Origin of the sequence: Solilutibacter pythonis, from assembly GCF_003697345.1 — a bacterium.
GTDB classification, from domain to species: domain Bacteria; phylum Pseudomonadota; class Gammaproteobacteria; order Xanthomonadales; family Xanthomonadaceae; genus Solilutibacter; species Solilutibacter pythonis.
Genome location: NZ_RFLY01000004.1, coordinates 87,471 through 104,739, shown reverse-complemented (window position 1 = coordinate 104,739; position 17,269 = coordinate 87,471). Strand labels below are relative to the sequence as shown.

Genomic DNA, 17,269 nt, shown 5'->3' with positions numbered 1-17,269 from the left:
AGTCGCGGGAAAGTGGATGTGGATATCCTCGATGTTCGTGCTGGCGGCGCGCGCGGCATATTTTCGAGGGAAAATCAGCGGCTGGCCCGCCGACTTGCGTGCCGCAAGCGGTGGGAAAGCGCAATTGCGGGCGTGGTGCGGGCGCGGGCAGGAGAACAAGCAAAAGCCCGGCGCGTGGCCGGGCTTCGCAGGTGTGGGCCGGGCGTCACGCTCAGCCGCTTAGCCTTGCAGCAGACTCAGTGCCGCGTTGAGGGTGGGGCTGGGGCGCATCGCGGCATCGGTGCGGGTGTCGTCGGGGCGGTAGTAGCCGCCGATGTCGGCGGGCTTGCCCTGTACCGCGACCAGTTCATCGACGATTTGCGATTCACCTTCCACCAATGCTTTCGCCAGTGGCACGAAGGCCGCCTTCAACTCGGCGTCGCCATCCTGTGCGGCCAGCGCCTCGGCCCAATAGCGCGCCAGCCAGTAGTGACTGCCGCGGTTGTCGATGCCGCCGAGCTTGCGAGTCGGCGATTTGTCGTTGTCGAGGAAGCGGCCGTTGGCGACGTCCAGTGCCTCGGCCAGCACCCGGGCGCGGGCGTTGCCGGTGGTCTCGGCCAGGTGTTCGAGCGAGGCTTGCAGGGCGAGGAATTCGCCCAGCGAATCCCAGCGCAGGTAATTCTCGGCCACGAACTGCTGGACGTGCTTGGGCGCGGAGCCGCCGGCGCCGGTTTCGAACAGCCCGCCGCCGGCCATCAGCGGCACGATCGACAGCATCTTGGCGCTGGTGCCGAGTTCCATGATGGGGAACAGGTCGGTCAGGTAGTCGCGCAGCACGTTGCCGGTGACGGAAATCGTGTCCTTGCCGGTGCGGATGCGTTGCAGCGAATGCTTCATCGCGTTGACCGGCGACATCACGGTGATGTCGAGGCCCGAGGTGTCGTGTTCCTTCAGGTAGTGCTCGACCTTGCGGATGATCTCGCGGTCGTGCGCGCGCGCTTGGTCCAGCCAAAACACCGCCGGGGTGCCGGAAAGGCGCGCGCGGTTGACCGCGAGCTTCACCCAGTCGCGCACCGGCGCGTCCTTGGTCTGGCACATGCGGAAGATGTCGCCGGCCCGCACTTCCTGCCGCATCCACACTTTGCCGGTGTCGTCGACCACCCGCACCATGCCCTCGCGCGGGATATGGAAGGTCTTGTCGTGGCTGCCGTATTCCTCGGCCTTCTGCGCCATCAGGCCGACGTTGGGCACGCTGCCCATGGTGGCCGGGTCGAAGGCGCCGTTGGCCTTGCAGTCGTCGATCACCACTTGGTAGATGCCGGCATAGCAGCGGTCGGGGATGACGGCTTTCGTATCCTGCAACTCGCCCTTGGCGTTCCACATGCGGCCGGAGTCGCGGATCATCGCCGGCATCGAGGCATCGACGATCACGTCGCTCGGCACATGCAGGTTGGTGATGCCCTTGTCGGAATTGACCATCGCCAGGCCGGGGTTCTCGGCGTGGATTTCGCCGAGGGTGGCGATGACTTCGGCGCGCTCGACCTCGGGCAATTCGCCGAGGCGGGCGTCGAGTTCGCCAATGCCGTTGTCCGGCTCGAAACCGATGCGTTCGAGCAGCGCGCCGTGCTTTTCGTACAGCTTTTTATAGAAGCGCCCGAGCGCGATGCCGAACATGATCGGGTCGCTGACTTTCATCATCGTCGCCTTGAGGTGCAGCGAAAACAGCGTGCCGCGCGCCTTGGCATCGGCGATCTGCGCATCGATGAAGTCCGCCAGCGCCGCCGAGCGCATCACCGCGCAATCGAGCACTTCGTCCTTCAGCACTTTGGTCTTGGCCTTCAGCACCACTTCGGAGCCGTCGGTGCCAAGCAGTTCGATGCGCACCTTGCCGTCATGGTCGAAAACCACCGATTGCTCGCTGGCGTAGAAATCACCGCCGTCCATGTGCGCGACGTGCGATTTCGAGGTCGCCTCCCACTTGCCCATGCGGTGCGGATGCTTTCTGGCGTAATTCTTCACCGAGGCCGGTGCGCGGCGGTCGGAGTTGCCTTCGCGCAGCACCGGGTTCACCGCGCTGCCCTTGACCTTGTCGTAGCGGGCGCGGATGTCTTTTTCGTTTTCGTCCCGCGGGTCTTCCGGGTAGTCGGGGATGTCGAAGCCCCGGCCTTGCAGCTCGGCGATCGCCGCCTTCAATTGCGGCTCGGAGGCGCTGATGTTGGGCAGTTTGATGATGTTGGCCCGGGGCGTCGCGGCCAGCTCGCCCAGTTCGGCCAGGTCGTCGCTTACCCGGTGCTCGCCAAGACGCTCGGGGAACTGGGCGAGGATGCGCGCGGCCAGTGAGATGTCGCGGGTTTCCACCTCCACGCCGGCGCTGCGGGCGAACGCCTGCACGATTGGCAGGAGGGAATGCGTGGCGAGGAGCGGTGCTTCGTCGGTGAGGGTGTAGAGGATCTTGGGCGTGTCGGTCATGTCGGGCTCGCTAGGGAATGGGCGCGACGCGGGCGCGCGGGAACCGCCCATTGTCGCCGCTCGCGCGGGCGCGGGCAAAATGCGGTGGCGTATCGGCGCGCGCGGATGCGCGGATAAAAAAAGGGCGCGGTTCGCGCCGCGCCCGTGTCCGCCCTTGGACAAAAAAGTTGAATCGGGCCATGCCGCGAAGCGGCACCTGCCCGGTTGATGATTCAGCCATCACGCTCGTGTAGCCAGGGCGCGTGGCTCAGGCCGATCAGAACCCCCTCGGGGCTGATGAACCTGGCGACTGTCTGGCCCCAGGGTTCGGTTCTGGCTTCGTGAATGAATGCATGGCCCTGTTCTTTCATTTCCTCGACCGCGGCCGCGACCGCGCCGGCATCGACCAGTTCGAATTCCAGGGTCGCTGTCGGCTCGGGCACATGCCCGGGCCATTCGTCCTGACCAAAGCAGGTGCGGGCCGCCATGGCGAGCGGCCATACGCCGAAATGGTTGGATCCCGGGAATCGATCCATGAACAGGTAATCTTCTTGCCCCGCCAGCGGCAACCCAAGGCGTTCGCGGTAAAGCGCGACACTGGCCGATGGCTGTTTTGTAATCACGGCGAATCCGGCGATGCACTCGATTTCCATCGGTGTCCTTCATGTATGCGCGCGTCGCAAATATACGGCAGGCATTGAGTTGCCGGTTTTTTGGAAAGCGCGCGATCGAAGCGGGGTTGCCGGTTTCTCGTGAATGGTGCGGCCTGCCGGTTGGCAGGCGCCCGACGCCGGCCCCGATCCACTGGCGACCGACCGGCGTGGTTGCCCGGGGCTTACTTTACCTCGAACTCGCGGCTCTGCGCCGCGCCGCCGTCCATGCTGACGTCCACCTTGTATTTGCCGGCCGGCCAGCCTTTCGGGTTGGCGACGTGGAATTCGTAGGTGGTGTCGGCGCCGGTCATGTCGCGGCTTTCTTCATGCACGGTCTGGCCATCCTGAAAAGTCCATTTGGCGGCGATCTTCTTGCCGGCGCCGTCGCCGCTGGTATTGATCGAGGCGTAGATGGTGTCGTTCTTGCCGAAGCGGGTGCCAGGCGTGGTCACTTTGCCGTCCGCGCCGAGGGCATTGCCCAGATCGATCGAGACGATGCCGGCGCTGGCCGGGGCGGGTGCGGGTTCCGGTGCCGGGGTGGGGGCCGGGGCGGTCTCGGCGGCGGGCGGCGGCGGCATGGGTTCTTCTTTCTTCTTGCAGCCGGCAATGCCGATGGTGGCGACCAGCGCGGTGGCCAGGGCGATGGAAATCTGCTTGCGTTTCATGGGGGGCGTTCCTGGTAAGGGGGAGGGGCTGGGCAATCAGGGAATACGGAGCACTTGCCCCGGGAATATCTTGTCGGGGTCGTCGATCTGGTCCTTGTTGGCCTCGAAGATCGCGTTCCACCGGCTGCCGTCGCCATAGACCGCCTTGGCGATCTTCGACAGGGAGTCGCCGGCCTGGACGGTATAGCGCTGCTGGTCGCCGCCGGCGCCGACCGTGGCGCTGCTGCCTCCGGTCACGGCGGAGAAGTCCGCGCCGCCGGAACCGGTGGCGCCGGATAAGGAAAGCTTGTCGGGATCGGTGTCGGTGGGCATGTCGGGCTCCTGTGCGGGATGCACGGGGCGCAGCGTTGCATGCGGCCCGTTAAGAACGGATCGTGCCGGGGTGAAAGAATGGCTATTGGCGCGGCAGGCGACGCGGTGGCGGCGCGGCGCAATCGGGCGTGGCCCGCCAGGGGTTGATGTCCAGCCCGCCACGGCGGGTATAGCAGGCTTCCACCGAGAGCGATCGCGGCCGGCAGCGGGCCGTCAGGTCGATGAAGATGCGCTCGACGCATTGCTCGTGGAATTCGCGGTGGTCGCGGAAGCTGACCAGGTAACGCAGCAGTCCTTCGCGGGCGATACGCGGGCCGCGATAGGCGATGACCACGCTGGCCCAGTCCGGCTGGCCAGTCACCGGACAATTGGATTTCAGCAGGTGGGAGGAGAGGATTTCCTCGACGGTTTCGTCATCGGCGGCGCTCAGGTGGCCGGCGTTGGGCGGGCCGTAGTCGTCGATGGCGATATCGAGGCCGTCGATGCATTCGCCGCCGGCCTCGCCCATCGGCGGCAGCGCCGGATGCATCGTCACCGGCGCGGCGGCGGCGGTCGACAGATCGGTTTCGATGCGCGCGCGCAGTGCGGTGTCGTCTTCCACCCGCTCGCGGTTGAACGAATTGAGATAGAGCTTGAAGGATTTCGATTCGATCAGGTTCGGCGAGTCGGCCGGCACCGTGAAGCGCGCCACCGCCACCCGTGGTTTGCCGCGTGCGTCCAGCCAGCTCAGTTCGTAGGCGTTCCAGGCATCGAACCCGACGAAGGGCGGAGCGCCGTCGATGCCCAGCGCGGCGCGACCCCGCGCGCGCGGGATGGGAAACAGCAGGCGGGCGTCGTAATGCTCGGGATAGGCGGTTTCCCGGCCAAGCTGGCTGGTGTCGGGCGAGTTGTGGGCGGTGCTCATGGCGGCATTATCGGCGAGCGCGGGTGGCGGGGCGTGGTTGTCGCCGCGGGTGTGGCGAGGGCTTCAGCGATTCGAGCTGGCCGCCTCTGGATAGCGCGCGCCGGCTGCCGCATCCAGTGGAAAGGCCGCTTCGATGCGATTCATGTCTTGGGCGCTCAACGTCACTTCCGTGGCTGCGAGGTTTTCTTCCAAATACTTGCGCCGTTTGGTGCCGGGGATGGCGACGAGATGCGGATCGCGCGCCAGTACCCAGGCCAGTGCGAGTTGTCCGGGCGTCACGCCCAAGTCGTCGGCGATGGTCTTGACCGTATCGACCAGGGTGAGATTGCGCGCGAAATTATCGCCCTGGAAACGCGGGCTGGTGCGACGGTAGTCGTCGGCGTCGAAGTCGTCCGGCGCGCGGAACTTGCCGGTCAGGAAGCCGCGCCCGAGCGGGCTGTAGGCGACGAAGCCGATGCCGAGTTCGCGGCAGGCGTCGAGTACGCCATGGGTTTCCACCTCGCGCGTCCACAACGAGTATTCGGTCTGCACGGCGGTGATCGGATGCACGGCATGGGCGCGACGGAGGGTATCGGCGGACACTTCGGACAGGCCGATCCAGCGCACCTTGCCGGCGCGCACCAAATCGGCCATCGCGCCGACGGTTTCCTCGATGGGCGTCCTGGGGTCGATCCGATGCTGGTAATACAGGTCGATGTGGCCGGTGCCGAGCCGCTTCAGGCTGCCTTCCACCGAGGCGCGCACGTATTCCGGCCGGCCATCTATGCCGCGCGCCGCCGGGTTCGCCGGGTCGCGGATGATGCCGAACTTGGTGGCGACGAAGGCATGCTCGCGTCGTCCCTTCAAGGCGCGGCCCAGCAACGTTTCGTTGGTGTGCGGGCCGTACATGTCGGCGGTGTCGAACAGAGTCACACCCAGTTCGAGCGCGCGATGGATGGTGGTGATCGATTCGGTTTCATCCTCGCGGCCAGCGTAGAAGTCGCTCATGCCCATGCAGCCGAGGCCCTGCATGGAGACTGCCGGGCCGGCGGGGCCGAGGGTGCGGGTTTTCATCGGGCGTCTCCTGCTTGGTCGAAAAATTCCCGGGCCACGCGGATGGCGTTCAACGCCACCGGCAGGCCGGTATAGGGATGCAACTGGTCGAGCGTGGCGAAGATTTCGGCGCGGCTGGCCCCGGCGTTGCGCGCGCCTTGCAGGTGTACGCGCAACTGCGGGGCGGCATCGCCGCGCGCGGCCAGCACGGCGACGGTGACGAGTTCCCGAGTCTTGAGATCGAGCGTGCCGTGTTCGCCATAGATTTCGCCCACGGCGATGGCCTCGGCCCGCGCGGTCAGTGGGGTGTCGTGGGCGGCGCGTTCCATCGATGCGCGGCTGTCCTTGCCCAGCAGGGTTTCGATGCGTTGCAAGCCGGCTTCCATGGTGATCGGTGTGCGGGTCATGGCGTTGTCCTTTTGCGCAGCGATTGCGCATCGAATCGCGCGCCGATCGGGGAGCGGCGCATGCCGCCCAGCGCCGGCGGCGCGACCAGCACTACGCGAGACATCGGGTAGCGGATGGTGGGCAAGCCGCTGGCCGCCGGCATCCGGCTCCAACGGTCGGAATCGCCGTGAACCAGGATGCGCGGCGGCGTGGCGGCGGAGAGGCCGGGCAGGCAGAGCAAAGCAGGAATCAAGCGACGCATGGAATGTCCCGGCCGAGCGATGCGAACAGCATGAGTGCATTGATTGCGATGAAAAACCGGCAAGATACGAATACCTATTGAAGTGAAACTTCACGATGAGTGCGGCCCGTTTTTCCGCCCTCACCGCTTTCGCCGCCGTCGCCTGCCACGGCAGCTTCAGCCGCGCGGCCGGCGTATTGGGCGTTTCGGCCTCGGCGCTGTCGCAATCGGTGCGGGCGCTCGAAGCCGATACCCGCGTGCGCCTGTTCAACCGCACCACGCGGCGGGTCGGGCTGACCGAGGAGGGCGAACGCTTCCTAGCCCAGGTCGCGCCGGCGCTGGCGATGTTGGAAGCCGCGTTCGAGGCGCTGGCCGAACGCCGTGGCGAACCGGCCGGATGCTTGCGGATCAATGCCTCGCGGCTGGCGATCGGTCTGCTGATCGAGCCGGTGTTGGCGGAATTCCTGGCTCGCCATCCGAAAATCGAACTGGATCTCCATGCCGACGACACCTTGGCCGACTTGGTGGCCGGCGGCTTCGATGCCGGCATCCGTCTGGGTGAGACATTGGCGCTGGACATGGTGGCGTTGCCGGTGGGGCCGCCACAGCGGCTGGTCGTGGTCGGCGCACCGGATTACCTCGCCCGCCACCGTCCGCCGCGGACGCCCGCCGATCTGACCGTGCACGAGTGCATCCGTTTCCGCCTCCCCGGCAGCCAGCGGATCATGCCGTGGCTGTTTGGTGATGCCGAAGGTCGCGAGTTCCGAATGGACGTGCCGGGTCGCCTGGTGGTCAACGACAACCGCCTGTCCCAGCAAGCGGCGCTGACGGGAGCGGGGCTGGCGCTGCAATTCGAGAACACCGTGCGTGAACACCTGGCCGAGGGCCGGCTACGCCAGGTTCTGGCGGATTTCGCCGCCCCGCCCGAGCAGCTTTTCGTCTATTACCCGGCGCGCGAACACCTGCCGCTGAAGCTGCGCGCGTTCGTGGATTTCCTGCGTGCGGGGTGAAGTGGTGCGGCGTCTGACCGATTCAGGTAACGGATGGATGGCGTGACGCGCTGGATGAACCGGCTGGCTGGACCCGCGCCGGCGGCAGCGGCAAGCCGGGTGCGGCGCTACGGCGCTCCGCTTCGGGTGGAAGCGCGCCGGTTTGGCGGTCGATCACCCGAATGCGGAGTCTGCCATCGCGCATCGCTCAATCCTTCGCGCCGCCGTGCAGGTAGTCCAGCGACATTTGCAGCATCGCGCGCAGGCCGATGTCGAGCGCGGATTCGTCGAGCTTGAACAGCGGCGAATGGTTGGAGGGCGCGCTGGCCGGGTCGATGCCGGTCTCGGTGGCGCCGACGAAGAAGAACACGCCCGGCACTTCCTTGGCGTAGTAGCTGAAGTCCTCCGCGCCCATTTGCAGCGGCGGTTCGATGACCTTGCCGTCGCCGGCCACCGCTTTCAGGCTGGGGAGCATGCGCGCGGTGAGCGCTGGGTCGTTATAGGTGACGGGGTTGCCGGTTTCATCGCCGATGTCCAGACGCGCCTTGGCGCCGTGGGCGGCGGCGCTGTGTTCGACCACGTTGCGCATGTCCTTGACGATGCCGGCGCGCATGGCGTCGTCGAAGGTGCGCAGGGTGCCTTCCATCCGCACCGAATCGGGGATGATGTTGTAGCGGATGCCGCCCTGGATGGTGCCGACCGTGACCACCGCCGGCAGTTTGGTGATATCGGTACGGCGGCTGATGACGGTTTGCAGCGTGCCGACCAGATCGGCGCTGGCGGCGATCGGGTCGATGCCGCCCCAGGGCCGGGAGCCGTGGGTCTGCCGGCCCTGTACCTCGATGCTGAAATAATCGCTGGCCGCCATCAGCGGCCCCTGGCGGATGCCGAGGGTGCCGGCCGGCAGGGTGGAGAACACGTGCAGGCCGAATACCGCTTCGGGCTTGAAATCGCGGAACAAGCCTTCCTTCAGCATCAGCGAGGCGCCGCCCGCCTCGGGTGGCGGCGCGCCTTCCTCGGCCGGCTGAAAGATCAGCATCACCTGCCCGGGCAGGTCTTTTTTCATCGCCACCAGCGCTTCGGCCACGCCCATCAGGATCGCGGTATGGGCATCGTGGCCGCAGGCGTGCATCACCCCGGTCCGCTGGCCGTTGAAGGTGGTGGTGACTTTCGAGGCGAACGGCAGATCGACTTGTTCGGTAACGGGTAGCGCGTCCATGTCGGCGCGCAAGGCGAGCCTGGGCCCGGGCTTGCCGCCTTCGATGAGGGCGACGACGCCGTGGTGGGCGATGCCGGTCTGCGGCTTCAGGCCCAGTTTGCGCAGGTGCGCGGCCACTTTCGCCGCGGTGCGTTCTTCGCGGTTGGAAAGCTCGGGGAACTGGTGGAAATCGCGTCGCCAGGCGATGACGTCGTTTTGCAGGCGTCTGGCGGCGGCATCGACTTCCGGCCTGCCCTGGGCGCTGACTTGGGGGGCGGGCAGCAGCGTGGCGGTTAAAACGGTGGCGAGTAGTGAAAGGCGCATCTCGTTTTCCCGTGAGTTGGTTGGAAACGATGCTAAACCAGATTGCCGCGCCGCCTTGGAATGGGCCGGGGCGCGATGGCGCGGGGCCGGTCTAGGTCAGGTGCTCGCGCGCGAGATACTCGGCGCTTTGCATCTCGATGAGCCGCGAGGCGGTGCGTTCGAAGGCGTGCGCCAGGCGTTCGCCGTGGTAGAGATCGACTGGCGCGGCGTCGGCGGCGGCGATCAGGTTGACGTGGCGGTCGTAGAACTCGTCGATGGCGGTGACGAAGCGGCGCGCGGCGTCATCGTTGGCGCCTTCGAAGCGCGGAATGCCGCCGAGCAGGACGGTGTGGAATTCGCTGGCGATCTCGATGTAATCGGCGGCGGCGCGCGGGCCTTCGCAAAGGGCGCCGAAATCGAACCAGACGAAGCCGTGGTGGCGGGCGCGCACGGGGATCGCGCGGCCATCGATATCCAGCGCGCCGGGCCGCGCCGGTGCGTGGGTGAGGGTCTGCCAGCGTTGCTGGAGCCAGGCGTCGGCGGCAGCGCCGGCCGGGGAGAAATACACCGGCGAGCGGGTCAGTTCGCGCAGGCGGTAATCGGTGCTGGATTCGATCTCCATCACTACGCAGTGCTGTTGGATGAGGGCGATGGCCGGCAGGAAGCGCGCGCGCTGGAGACCGTCCTTGTACAGATTGGCCGGCGCGGTGTTGGAGGTCGTCACCAGCACCACGCCTTCGGCGAACAGGCGCTCCAGCAGCCGGCCGAGCAGCATGGCGTCGCCGATGTCGGTGACGAAGAATTCGTCCAGCACCAGCACCCGCATGTCGCGCCGCCATTCCCGGGCGATGGCGGCCAGCGGGTCGCGTTCGCCGGCGTGCGCTTTCAGGCGGGCGTGCATGTCGCGCATGAAGCGATGGAAGTGGGCGCGGCGTTTTTCCGGGAAATCCAGCGAGTCGAAGAACAGATCGACCATGAAGGTCTTGCCGCGGCCAACGCCGCCCCACAGGTACAGGCCGCGCGGCGGCGGCGGGGCGTGCCGGCCGAGCAGCCGGCCGAGCAGGCCGGGCGGCTCCGCCGGGGCGGACAGGGCCGCATGCAGGCGGTCGAGTTCGGCCATCGCCGCGCGTTGGGCGGGGTCGTCCCGCCAGTCGCCGCGTTCGACGCCGGCGGCATAGGCTGTACCGGGCGCGGGGTTCATTCGGCGGGTTCGGCGGAGGGTGGGGGGGTGGTCTCCCGCGGCGGATTCGGCAGCCAGTGCCGGGCGGTGTTCTTCACCACGCCGCGCAGATCGACCAGCTTGCCGTGGAAGAAATGCGAGCAGCCGGGCATTTTCACCAGGGTCAGTCGCGGAGCGTCGAGCCGTTCCAGCCAGTGATAGACGGCGTTGGGGTCGACGATTTCGTCCTCTTCGCCCTGGACCACCAGCCACGGCATGGGCGGCGCGGCGTCATCGAAATCCCAGCGTCCGGCCGGGGGCGCCAGCGAGATCAGCGCGGCCGGTTCGAGCGTGGCGGATGCGCGGATGGACACGAACGCGCCAAAGCTGAAGCCAGCCAGCCACAGCAGCGCTTCCGGGCGCTCGGCGCGCACCCAGGCGGCCACCGCGCGCAAGTCGGCCTGTTCGCCCACGCCTTCGTCGAATTCGCCGGCGGAGTGGCCGGTGCCGCGGAAATTGAAACGTACGGTGGTCACGCCCAGCTCGCGGAGCGCGCGTGCGGTCATCGTCACCACTTTGTTGTTCATCGTGCCGCCCTCGGTGGGCAGAGGATGGCAGACGATGGCGACGACTGGCTGCGGCGTGCCGCCGGCATCGGGAAGTTCCACCACCGTTTCCAGCGGGCCGGTGGGGCCGGGGAGCGTGAGTGGGGTGTCCTGGGTGGGGAATGCGGGGGGATTCATGCGCGCATTTTAATCGCCACGGGGGTGGGTCTTTCGCCGCGCGCCGAGGCGCAGGTCGATCGCCAGTGGATCGTGGTCGGCGCTGCGCCAGGGCGCGGCCGGCGCGTCGGCCGCGGGCGCGAGGTCGGGTTCGTCGGCGTTGATGTGCCATTCGGTGGCGGCGGCCAGCCGCGCCGCCATCGCGGCATTGAGGAAGGCGTGGTCGAGGCGGCCGGCCTGGCCGTCGTAGACGTAGGAGTAGGGTTTGTCGGTGTCGGTGTCGGCGAAGGCGTCGCGCCAGCCGGCGTCGCGCAGCCATCGCGGCGGGTCTTCCATGGCGTAGGCGTTGAAGTCGCCCAGCATCAATGCCGGCATCGTGGCGAAGCGCTGGCGATACCAGCGGTCGAGTTTTTGCACGGCGTCCAGGCGGGTGGCGCTCCAGCAGGATTGGCCGTCGCGCTGGTCGGCGTCGGCGCCTTTCGCGTCGCGGCAGCCCTTGGATTTCAGGTGGTTGGCGATCACCGCGAAGGCCGGCCCGGCCCCGGCGCGGAAGCGCGCGGCCAGCGGCGGGCGGTTGCGCGTGGCGAAGGTGTCGTCATCGAGGGTGTCGGCGGCGCCCAGCAGGCGTACTTTCGAGGCGCGGTAGACGATGCCGACGCGGATCGCGTCGGTGCTGGCATTGGCCGGCACTGGCACCGCTTTCCAATCGCCGCCGTGGGCGAGGTTGAGCGCGGCCAGCAGTTGCGATTCCGACGACAGCGCGTCCTGGCCGTCGTTCTCCAGCTCCATCAGGGCGACGATGTCGGCATCCAGCGCGGCCAGTACGGCGACGTGCCGGGCGCGCTGGCGCAGGTAGTCGGCTTGCGTCGCGGCCCCGCGCGCGGTTGGGAAGCCGCCGCCTTTTCCATCGCCGTTGAACAGGTTTTGCAGGTTGAAGGCGACGATGCGCAGGTCGCCGGCGCGGGCGGGCGGGGCCGGCCGCGCGGCGGCTGCCACGCGCGGCATGGCCGCCAGTTGCAGCCGGTAGCGGCCAAAGCGTTGATCGACGATGCCTTCCACGCCGCTCAGCACGCTGCCGGTGCGCGGGATTTCGCGGCTCATCGCGGTGCCGGCGCGCGCGCGGGCGTGGCCGTCGTCGAGCCACAGGGTGCGGGCGTGGTTGCGGCGGCCAAGTGCGGCAGCCGCCGGGCCGGGTCGGGCGATCTCGGTGGGCGTCCACAGCCGGCCGTCGGTACTTGCCTGCCATTCGCCGAAGCGCGCGGCGTTCCGGGTGCCGGTGAGCGTCAGCGCCACCGGCACGCCGACCCGCATCGCTTCCAGCGATTCCCAGCCGGCGGGACTGGCCGGCGCGGCGGCCAGTGGCCTTGCCGCCGGCAGCGGGCGCGGCGGCAGGGCGCGCGCTTCGATCACCCGGAGCGCGGTGACGGTGGTTTCGCGGCCGCTGTCGAGTTCGACCACGACCCCGCGCACCGACAGGGCGTCGCCAGGCTTCAGGCCGGCCGGCGCGCCGGCGAGGAACAGGGCGTCGGAAGTGGCGTCGTCGCCATCGCCGTCATCCTGCAATGCGAGGAGGCCGAGGCCAGGGGAGAAGTCTGCGGTGATCACGCCGGCAACCCGCACTTCGCGGCCGGTCAGCGGGCTTCGCGGGCCGGCTCCCTGCACCGCGCCGATGGCGAGCGCGGCGGGCGCGGCCGGCGGCGGGGAGGAAAGGCAGCCGGCGAGCAGGGCGGCGAGGAGCGGCGGGACGAATGGACGGATCGGGCGCATGGCGGGCTGGGGGCGAAAGGGAGGTAGGTGTTCCAGCGGCGGTGGGCGCGTCGCGGGCGAAAACGAAAACGCCGCCCGAAGGCGGCGTCATCGCGATGCGGCGGTTTACTTGCTTTGCTCGACCATCCATTCGACGGTCTTTTGCACCTGTTCGTCGGTCAGTGCCGGGTTGCCGCCCTTGGCGGGCATCACGCCGGTGCTGCCGGTGAAGCCACCGATGGCCTTTTTCACCAGTTCGTCCAGGCCCTGCTGCGCCAGGCGCGCGCCGATCCCGGCGGCATCGAGCTTCGGTGCGCCGCCGGCGCCCGAGGTATGGCAGCCGGTGCACAGGCTGTCGTAGATCACCTTGCCGTCCAGGGTGCCGCCGTAGGCCGCCTGCGAGGTGACGGCGGCCGCGCGCGCGGCATCGGCGGCCAGCGCCCGGGCCATGCCCTCGGCGCCGACGTAGACCGCGCCGACCGGGGTGATACGGGCATCGGTCTGGGCCTGCGCCTGCGGGGTCATTTCCGCCGGCAGCAGCTTGTTGATGTGGCGTGCCAAGAAGATTAGGCCGATCGTCACCACGACCAGGAAGGCGATGACCGTGGAGAATTTTTTCAGGAAGACGGAATCGTGCTTGTTCACGTGCTAATGCCCCGGACGACCCGGTTGGCCGCCTCCAGCCCGGCAGTATAAAGGCCGCGGGCAACGCTCACCATAGCCGGGGCCGGGGTCAGCCGGCGAGCGTGGCGCAATCGACCACGAAACGGTATTTCACGTCGCTGCGCAGCATCCGCGCGTAGGCGTGTTCGATCTGGTCGGCGCGGATCGGCTTGATGTCGGCGACGATCCCGTGGCGGGCGCAGAAATCCAGCATCTCCTGGGTCTCGGCGATGCCGCCGATGAGCGAACCGGCGATCGCCCGGCGCTTGAAGATCAGCGCGGCGATGTTCGGCGCCGGGTGCGGATGCTCGGGTATGCCGACCAGCACCAGTTGGCCGTCGCGTTTCAGCAGGCGGGTGTAATCGTCGAGCGAATGGCTGGCGGCGACGGTATCGAGCACGATGTCGAAGCGGTCGGCCTGCGCCTTCATTTCGGCGGCGTTGCGCGAGACCACCACTTCGTGCGCGCCGAGCGCGAGGGCGTCTTGGCGCTTGGATTCCGAGGTGGTGAAGGCCACCACGCGCGCGCCGAGCGCCGCGGCCAGTTTCACCCCCATGTGGCCCAGCCCGCCAATGCCGACGATGCCCACGGTCTTGCCCGGCCCGGCCCGCCAATGGCGCAGTGGCGACCAGGTGGTGATCCCCGCGCATAGCAGCGGCGCTACCGCCGCCAACTGCGCCTCGGGGTGACGGATGCGCAGTACGAACCGTTCGTCGACCACGATGCGCTCGGAATAACCGCCCAGCGTGTGGCCCGGCGCTTCGGCGCAAGGCCCGTTGTAAGTGCCGGTGAAGCCGTGTTCGCAATACTGCTCCAGCCCTTCGCCGCAGGCGTCGCACTGGCCGCAACTGTCGACCATGCAGCCGACGCCGGCCAGGTCGCCGGGCCGGAAGCGCTCGACCCCGGCGCCGACCGCGCTCACCCGGCCGACGATTTCATGCCCCGGCACGCAGGGGTAGCGGGTGCCGGCCCATTCCGAGCGCACGGTGTGCAGGTCGGAATGGCAGATGCCGCAGTGGGCGATGTCGATTTGCACGTCGCGCGGGCCCACGGCGCGGCGCTCGATGCGCATCGGCTCCAGCGGGCGGGCGGCGGCGTGTGCGCCAAGGGCGTGGATGTTCATGGCGGGCTCCAAAGCGGGAACGCCAGCATTGCATGTGGTGTATGAAAGCGCCGGCAATGGGGCGCGCCGGTCGTCCCGGGGCGGATGCCGGCGCCGCGACGTTCGGTGGTAAGGTGCCCGCCTCCCGCCGGTGAGCGGGCGGGGCGGAGGACGCCCGGGCCGCCGACCAACGCGGTGCGCGCGCCGGTCGCCGGCCTGGCGACGCCGATACGTAGATGGGTTACGCAATGCACCAATCACCGCGCGTCGATGCTGGACGCGAAATGTCCCGGGAGGCCCGCTTGTGAGCATCCGTTCGATTTCCGCGCGCGATGCGTGGGCGCGATTGGCGCGCGGCGAGGCACGCATCATCGATGTGCGCGAGCCGCACGAGCAGGCGCTGGGCGTGGCCCCCGATGCCTGGAGAATCCCGCCGCCGTCGCTGTCGCGGCACCCCGGGCTGGCGGCGTGCCGGCCCGATGCCGCTCTCATGCTGATCTGCGCCTCCGGCGCGCGGTCGCGGGCGGCGGCGGGCATCCTGCTGGCCGAGGGCTTTAGCGATGTGGCTTCCGTCGAGGGTGGCATGGCGGCCTGGCGCGCGGCGGGGCTGCCGGTCGAGAGTGGCGGCCTGGATCCGGCCTGGGCGGATCGTTATTCGCGCCAGATCAAGCTGCCCGAGGTGGGGATCGCGGGGCAGCGCAAGCTGGAGGACGCCCGCGTGCTCATCGTCGGCGCGGGTGGGCTGGGCTCGCCCATCGCGCTGTATCTCGCGGCGGCTGGCGTCGGGCGGATCAGGCTGGTCGATGACGATCGGGTCGAGCGCAGTAATTTGCAGCGCCAGGTGCTGCACGCCGAAGCGCGGATCGGCATGCGGAAAGTCGATTCGGCGCTGGAGACGCTGTGCGCGCTGAATCCCGCGATCGCGGTCGAGCCGGTGGTCGGGCGGCTCGACGAATCGACCATCGAAGCGCTCCTCGACGGGGTGGACGTGGCGGTGGATGGCTCGGACAACCTCGCCACGCGCTACCTCCTCAACCGTGGCTGCGTGCGGCGCGCGGTGCCGCTGGTCTATGGCGCGGTGCAGGGGTTCGAAGGACAGGTCGGCGTTTTCCACCCGGCGGCGGATGCGCCGGAGATGCCCTGCTACAACTGCCTTTTCCCCGAGCGGCCGGGCGTGGCCCCGTTGCCCAACTGCGCCGAGGCGGGCGTGCTGGGCGTGGTGCCGGGCACCATCGGCCTGTTGCAGGCGACCGAAGTCCTCAAGCTGCTGCTGGGGGTCGGCGCATCGCTGGCCGGCACGTTGTTGCACGTCGATCTCTCGACGGCGGATTTCCGCCGCCTGGCGATACGGGCGGACCCGGCCTGCGAGGTCTGCCAGAAGCGCGCGGGCTGACGGGCCGCCGCCCGGGCGGCGGCCGGGCGCGATGAATGCCATCCGCCTTGACACATCTCAAAGACAGGCAATCGCGAGCGGCGGCACACTTCGCCCGTTCAAATAGGGACGGGATACATGAAAACGTTGAGCTTCATCGTCGTGGGCATATGCGCGCTGGCAGGCGGGCCGACCAGCGCGGCGGAACCCGCCGCCGCGGCCGATCCATGGTCGTTGAGCGCGCGCTATCGGCACGAATTCGTCAGCGACGGGGCGTTCGCCAGGCAGGCCAATGCCGACACGCTGCGGCTTCGCGCCGGCTTCGCGCCCAGGCTGTCGAATGGCTGGGAAGCGTTCGCCGAGGCCGAAGGCGTGGTGGAACTCAATCGGCGCTTCAACTCCGGGGCCAACCGACAAACCACCTATCCTCTGGTGCCGGACGCGCGCGCGTTCGAGTTGAACCAGGCGTGGGTCGGCTGGAAAGGGGCAAGGGGCGGCGTGCGCGCGGGGCGGCAGCGCCTGGCGCTGGACAACCAACGCTTCATCGGCAACGTCGGCTGGCGCCAGAACGAGCAGACTTTCGATGCCATCGGCGGTCAGTTCGACATCACCGCGCGGACGCGGGCGCGGGCGATCTGGCTCAATCGCGTGCGTCGGGTGTTTGGCGACAACGCCATCGCCCCCCTGGCCCGCGAACGCCGCCTGGACGGCCGTCTGCTCACGGTCGAACAAGGGCTTGCCCGCGCCGGCACGCTGGCCGGATACGGTTACTGGATCGAGGACAAGGACGTGCCGGGTGCTTCGTCGCGCACCCTGGGCGCGCGCTGGAACGGTGCATGGCCGCTTACCGGGCACACGAAATGGGGCCTGGAGGTGGAAGGCGCCCGGCAGAGCGGCCATGCCCGTGCGCGGGTGGGCGGCGCGCGATACCTGCGGGTGGAGCCGTGGCTGGAACATGCCGGCACCACTTACCGTCTCGGCTATGAAAAACTGGGGCGCGGGCACGAACGTTCGTTCCAGGCCCCGCTGGGCACCCTGCATGCGTTCAATGGCTGGGCGGACAAGTTCATGGTCACGCCGCCGGGCGGGCTGGAGGATCGTTTCGCCGCCGTGCGTCGCGGTTTCCAACTGGGTGGGAGAAAAGGCCGTTGGGAACTGGCGTGGCATGATTTCCGCGCCGATGGCGGCGCGCGTTACGGCCGCGAGCTGGATGCCTCGGTCGGCTTGGCGCTGCGCCCCGGGTTGCAGGCGCTGCTGAAGCTCGCCGATTACCGCAGCGATGGTTTCGCGCGGGATACGCGAAAGGTATGGTTCCAGCTCGAATGGTCGCGCTGATGTAGGTCAAAGTCCGGGCCGGGGCCGCTGTAGTAACGTTCGACCGCCAGCCGCGCCCT

The 17,269-nt window shown here is 68.4% G+C and carries 17 protein-coding genes; 3 read left to right on the top strand and 14 right to left on the bottom strand.

All coding sequences use genetic code 11. The features are described 5' to 3' along the window. Positions 1 to 219: 219 nt before the first annotated feature. From EBB59_RS03950 to EBB59_RS03910, 8 genes are all read right to left on the bottom strand, one after another. The gene (locus EBB59_RS03950) at positions 220 to 2,448 is read right to left on the bottom strand and encodes an NADP-dependent isocitrate dehydrogenase (RefSeq protein WP_122100851.1); all 2,229 of its coding nucleotides are present in this window, start codon (positions 2,446 to 2,448) and stop codon (positions 220 to 222) included. A gap of 212 nt (positions 2,449 to 2,660) precedes the next feature. Then, entirely contained in the window at positions 2,661 to 3,080 is a 420-nt protein-coding gene (locus EBB59_RS03945) for a VOC family protein (RefSeq protein ID WP_122100850.1), read from the bottom strand. Between the two features lie 182 nt (positions 3,081 to 3,262). Continuing rightward, positions 3,263 to 3,745: a hypothetical protein gene (locus tag EBB59_RS13745; RefSeq protein ID WP_158601704.1), complete on the bottom strand. Its 483-nt coding sequence runs from the start codon at positions 3,743 to 3,745 to the stop codon at positions 3,263 to 3,265. A 36-nt stretch (positions 3,746 to 3,781) separates the two neighbouring features. Further along, the gene (locus EBB59_RS03930; protein WP_122100847.1) at positions 3,782 to 4,057 is read right to left on the bottom strand and encodes a LysM peptidoglycan-binding domain-containing protein; all 276 of its coding nucleotides are present in this window, start codon (positions 4,055 to 4,057) and stop codon (positions 3,782 to 3,784) included. A gap of 82 nt (positions 4,058 to 4,139) precedes the next feature. Next, a complete protein-coding gene (queF, locus tag EBB59_RS03925; RefSeq protein WP_122100846.1) occupies positions 4,140 to 4,961 on the bottom strand; it encodes an NADPH-dependent 7-cyano-7-deazaguanine reductase QueF in 822 nt (273 codons plus the stop codon). Positions 4,962 to 5,024: 63 nt separating this feature from the next. Then, entirely contained in the window at positions 5,025 to 6,014 is a 990-nt protein-coding gene (locus EBB59_RS03920; protein ID WP_122100845.1) for an aldo/keto reductase, read from the bottom strand. Further along, complete coding sequence (locus EBB59_RS03915; protein WP_122100844.1) at positions 6,011 to 6,400, bottom strand: carboxymuconolactone decarboxylase family protein; 390 nt, start codon at positions 6,398 to 6,400, stop codon at positions 6,011 to 6,013. The genes EBB59_RS03920 and EBB59_RS03915 overlap by 4 nt, the downstream gene beginning before the upstream one ends. Beyond that, positions 6,397 to 6,642 (bottom strand): hypothetical protein, encoded by a 246-nt coding sequence (locus EBB59_RS03910; protein WP_147455498.1) that lies wholly within the window; start codon positions 6,640 to 6,642, stop codon positions 6,397 to 6,399. Before EBB59_RS03910 ends, EBB59_RS03915 begins: the two co-directional genes overlap by 4 nt. A gap of 95 nt (positions 6,643 to 6,737) precedes the next feature. On the opposite strand from EBB59_RS03910, the gene EBB59_RS03905 reads away from it, so the two are divergent. Then, positions 6,738 to 7,631, top strand: a complete 894-nt coding sequence (locus EBB59_RS03905; protein ID WP_122100842.1) for a LysR family transcriptional regulator — start codon at positions 6,738 to 6,740, stop codon at positions 7,629 to 7,631. 187 nt (positions 7,632 to 7,818) lie between these two features. On the opposite strand, the gene EBB59_RS03900 is transcribed toward EBB59_RS03905, so the two are convergent. The 6 genes from EBB59_RS03900 to EBB59_RS03875 all read right to left on the bottom strand — a co-directional run bounded on the left by EBB59_RS03900 (position 7,819) and on the right by EBB59_RS03875 (position 14,524). Beyond that, positions 7,819 to 9,132, bottom strand: coding sequence for an amidohydrolase (locus tag EBB59_RS03900; RefSeq protein ID WP_122100841.1), 1,314 nt, complete (start codon positions 9,130 to 9,132; stop codon positions 7,819 to 7,821). Positions 9,133 to 9,223: 91 nt separating this feature from the next. Continuing rightward, positions 9,224 to 10,312, bottom strand: coding sequence for a cell division protein ZapE (zapE, locus tag EBB59_RS03895; RefSeq protein WP_122100840.1), 1,089 nt, complete (start codon positions 10,310 to 10,312; stop codon positions 9,224 to 9,226). Then, positions 10,309 to 11,013: an alpha/beta hydrolase gene (locus tag EBB59_RS03890; RefSeq protein WP_122100839.1), complete on the bottom strand. Its 705-nt coding sequence runs from the start codon at positions 11,011 to 11,013 to the stop codon at positions 10,309 to 10,311. Before EBB59_RS03890 ends, zapE begins: the two co-directional genes overlap by 4 nt. A gap of 9 nt (positions 11,014 to 11,022) precedes the next feature. Then, positions 11,023 to 12,759 carry an ExeM/NucH family extracellular endonuclease gene (locus EBB59_RS03885; RefSeq protein WP_122100838.1) on the bottom strand — a complete coding sequence of 579 codons (1,737 nt, stop codon included), beginning with the start codon at positions 12,757 to 12,759 and terminating at the stop codon, positions 11,023 to 11,025. Positions 12,760 to 12,864: 105 nt separating this feature from the next. Continuing rightward, a complete protein-coding gene (locus tag EBB59_RS03880) occupies positions 12,865 to 13,383 on the bottom strand; it encodes a c-type cytochrome (RefSeq protein ID WP_122100837.1) in 519 nt (172 codons plus the stop codon). 88 nt (positions 13,384 to 13,471) lie between these two features. After that, entirely contained in the window at positions 13,472 to 14,524 is a 1,053-nt protein-coding gene (locus EBB59_RS03875) for an NAD(P)-dependent alcohol dehydrogenase (protein ID WP_122100836.1), read from the bottom strand. A gap of 283 nt (positions 14,525 to 14,807) precedes the next feature. On the opposite strand from EBB59_RS03875, the gene moeB reads away from it, so the two are divergent. Together moeB and EBB59_RS03865 are read left to right on the top strand one after the other, a co-directional pair. Continuing rightward, positions 14,808 to 15,896 (top strand): molybdopterin-synthase adenylyltransferase MoeB, encoded by a 1,089-nt coding sequence (moeB, locus tag EBB59_RS03870; protein WP_158601703.1) that lies wholly within the window; start codon positions 14,808 to 14,810, stop codon positions 15,894 to 15,896. A gap of 117 nt (positions 15,897 to 16,013) precedes the next feature. Beyond that, entirely contained in the window at positions 16,014 to 17,210 is a 1,197-nt protein-coding gene (locus tag EBB59_RS03865) for an alginate export family protein (protein ID WP_122100834.1), read from the top strand. Positions 17,211 to 17,269 lie beyond the last annotated feature (59 nt).